At 45.5% G+C, this 3,467-nt stretch carries 4 protein-coding genes; all 4 read right to left on the minus strand.

The window, feature by feature from the left end; genetic code table 11:
* On the minus strand, positions 1-743 hold a 743-nt coding region (gene pyrG, locus AC29Z1_RS15260), incomplete at its 3' end, for a CTP synthase (protein ID WP_488272314.1).
* A gap of 151 nt (positions 744-894) precedes the next feature.
* Entirely contained in the window at positions 895-1,353 is a 459-nt protein-coding gene (rpoE, locus tag AC29Z1_RS15265; protein ID WP_488272315.1) for a DNA-directed RNA polymerase subunit delta, read from the minus strand.
* Positions 1,354-1,448: 95 nt separating this feature from the next.
* A complete protein-coding gene (argS, locus tag AC29Z1_RS15270; protein WP_488272316.1) occupies positions 1,449-3,116 on the minus strand; it encodes an arginine--tRNA ligase in 1,668 nt (555 codons plus the stop codon).
* The coding region (locus AC29Z1_RS15275) for a YwiB family protein (protein WP_488272317.1) at positions 3,106-3,467 on the minus strand (362 nt) is incomplete at its 5' end. The genes AC29Z1_RS15275 and argS, both read right to left, overlap by 11 nt.

The raw sequence follows: 3,467 nt of genomic DNA on the forward strand, positions 1-3,467 counted from the left end.
ACCTGATAAATACTAGCGGCATTTTTGTTTTGAATGACAGCATCACCGTCAATATCACAAAACAGGGCTAATTTTTCTTTCATTTCCGGCGAAATTTCATGATCGGTACGGCACACAATGATGTCCGGATGGATGCCGATACTCCGCAATTCTTTTACACTATGCTGGGTAGGTTTGGTCTTAAGTTCACCCGCAGCCGAAATATACGGCACCAGGGTAACATGAATATAAAGGACACCGCCTCTGCCTACTTCCTTTTTAACTTGGCGAATGGCCTCTAAAAACGGCAGGCTCTCAATATCGCCAACCGTACCGCCAATTTCGGTAATAACAATATCGGCATTATCTTCTTTACCTACCCGGTAAATGCGTTCTTTAATCTCATTGGTAATATGAGGAATTACCTGGACCGTGCTTCCCAGATAATCGCCCTTGCGTTCCTTGCTAATGACAGACCAATAGATTTTGCCTGCGGTAACATTAGAGCTCTTGCTTAAATTAATATCAATAAAGCGCTCGTAATGACCCAGATCCAGGTCGGTCTCCCCACCGTCCTCTGTGACAAATACCTCTCCATGCTGATAAGGACTCATGGTACCGGGATCAAAGTTAATGTATGGATCAAACTTTTGAATGGTTACTTTAAGGCCACGGCTTTTTAACAGTCTTCCAAGCGACGCCGCCGTAATTCCTTTGCCTAGCGAAGATACCACACCACCGGTAACAAAAATATATTTAGTCATATAAAATTATCCTCCTACAAACTTTCCCATGGTAGTTACCGAAACTACAGCTCACAGTATAATTGCTAACCTAATTATGCCAAATGCTTGAGGCTTTTATCCGATAACTAACTGAACCTAAATTCCCTAAGGTAATTCAGAGAGGCAAAGTCTATTTAAAGTCGACTTCAAACTCTTCATCATCGTCTTCGGGTTCGATATCGTCCTCAAGTTCGTCATCGCCTTCCAACAAAGTCGGAGACTCTAGGTTCATAGAACTATCTTCGGTTTCAAAATCCTGTTGAATGGCAGCAAGCAGTTTTTTTCTTCTTACACCACTATCATCCTGATAAGTAGTTACCGATTCTTCGGGTTCACGCAGGCTAATACGCTGCGGCGACCATTCGGTAAGGCCCCACATACTTTTACCAGTATGCACAAAGCGGCTATCAAGATTGATTCGGGTATGAATATCGGCAATCACATATGCCGGTGGCCGACCTGTGCCGCCTTTGGCGGCCACAACCCTGTCAATTAAGTCACGGTAATATAACGGATGGCCTACTGATTTTAAAATTTGGTAAGCTAAAGCAACTTCATCAACATTGTTTTTTGATACATTATTTCCCATAATCGTAACCTCCGCACTTAAGCAATCCGCGTTCTATATTCAACGTACGGAGGTAAATTCCTCCCGGCTGTTAACAACATGATTTCACAGCCTTATCACATTTTTTCGGGAGCATCCACTCCCAGGATCTTAAGGGCTTGCCGAATGGTCGTGCGCACTGCTGTCACCAATGCCAGACGGGCAACCTGCAGTTCAGAGTCTACACCAATAATCCGGCACTGATTATAAAAGGTATGAAACAAGCCGGCCAATTCATGCGCATACCGGGCAATACGGTGCGGTGCACGCTCACGGGCAGCATCTGTCACTTCTCCCGGGAATTGGGCCATTTTTTTAATAAGATCAATTTCGGCTTGTTCTGTCAGTAGATTCAACTTAACTTGACTGAAGTTATCCGGTACAGTTAGTCCAGCCTCAAACACCTGCCGGAAAATGCTAGCAATCCGGGCATGTGCGTACTGGATATAATACACAGGATTTTCGTTAGACCGCGATGTAGCCAAATCAAGATCAAAATCTAGCTGACTGTCAATCGAACGCATAATAAAGAAAAATCTCGCAGCATCACGGCCTACTTCCTCAATAAGCTCACTTAAGGTTACGCCCTGGCCTGTCCGTTTCGACATTTTGACTAGTTCGCCGTTTTGATATAGGCTTACCATTTGCAAAATAAGTACTTCCAGCTTGTCAGGGTTATACCCCATAGCAGCAATGGCTGCTTTCACCCTGCTAATATACCCATGATGGTCAGCACCCCAAATATTGATTACCCGGTCAAAACCCCGTTCAAATTTATCACGGTGGTAAGCAATATCGGCAGCCAGATAAGTTGGTACGCCATTATCGCGGATGACCACCCGGTCTTTGTCATCGCCATAGGCAGTTGATTTAAGCCATAAGGCCCCATCTTTTTCGTAGATACTACCTTTAGCTTTTAACATGTCACAGGTTGCAGCCACAGCACCGCTTTTGTGTAACGTGCGTTCGCTAAACCATACGTCAAAGGTAACGCCGAATTGTTCTAGATCCTCTTTGAGGGCTGCCAATTTTTCGCTAAGCGCCAATTCTTTAAATTCAGCGAGACGCTCAGCCTCAGACATAGTAACATATTTGTCCCCGTAACGGTCAATGATTCGCTGGGCAGTATCGATAATATCCCGCCCATGGTAGCCGTCTTCCGGGAACTCAACCGGATGTCCCAGAAGTTCCAGATATCTGGCGTTAACCGAAGCCGCCAGGTTATCAATCTGGTTACCAGCATCATTGATATAAAATTCGGCTTCCACCTTGTAGCCTGCTGCTTTCAGCAGATTAACCAGAGCACTGCCAAAGGCCGCCCCCCGTCCATGACCTACATGCAAGGGTCCGGTAGGATTAGCGCTGACAAATTCTACCTGAATACGTTCTCCCTGTCCAGCCCTCGTCTGTCCAAAAGTATCTCCGGCAGCCAGGATGGCCGCCAATTGCTGATATATTACATCAGACTTCAAATAAAAATTAATAAACCCTGGCCCGGCGATTACCGCCTTTTCCAACCACGGCTGGTTCAGGCGGTCAACAATCGCCTGCGCGATGTTCCGTGGATTGGTTTTAGCTGCTTTGGCCGCTTGCATGGCAAAATTGGTAGCATAATCGCCAAACTCTTTTTGCGGTGGAACTTCTAATGCAATGTCTGGCAGCTTTTCAGCAGTAAATACACCATCAGCCATAGCGCTTGCAGCAGCTTGTCCAATTGCAGCAATGAGTTGTTCTTTAATGTTCATTCTTTCTATCCCCCTGTACAGTGACAATCAGAGTATTGCTACTTTGCCACTGTCCACTGATTTCAAGCTCGTACTCAATATGTACTCCGGTCACACAGCCGCCGTCATTGGATCGGGCAACTGTCAGCCGAGTTGTCTGAACAGTTATCTCCACGATTCCGAAAGGAGTGATATAACTGGAAGATGAGCGTTCACCAATACGAAATTCCTGACGCTGTTCAACGGCGCCCAAGCGTACCAAAGTGACATGATCTGTATATATCTTTAACATGGTTGTGGCACCATCTAGGCCACTAATCTCAGTCTCCTGATAGGTAATATAGTCAACACCGTTTTTGGCATACCTACGTC

The sequence above is a fragment of the Sporomusa sp. genome, from assembly GCF_057736855.1.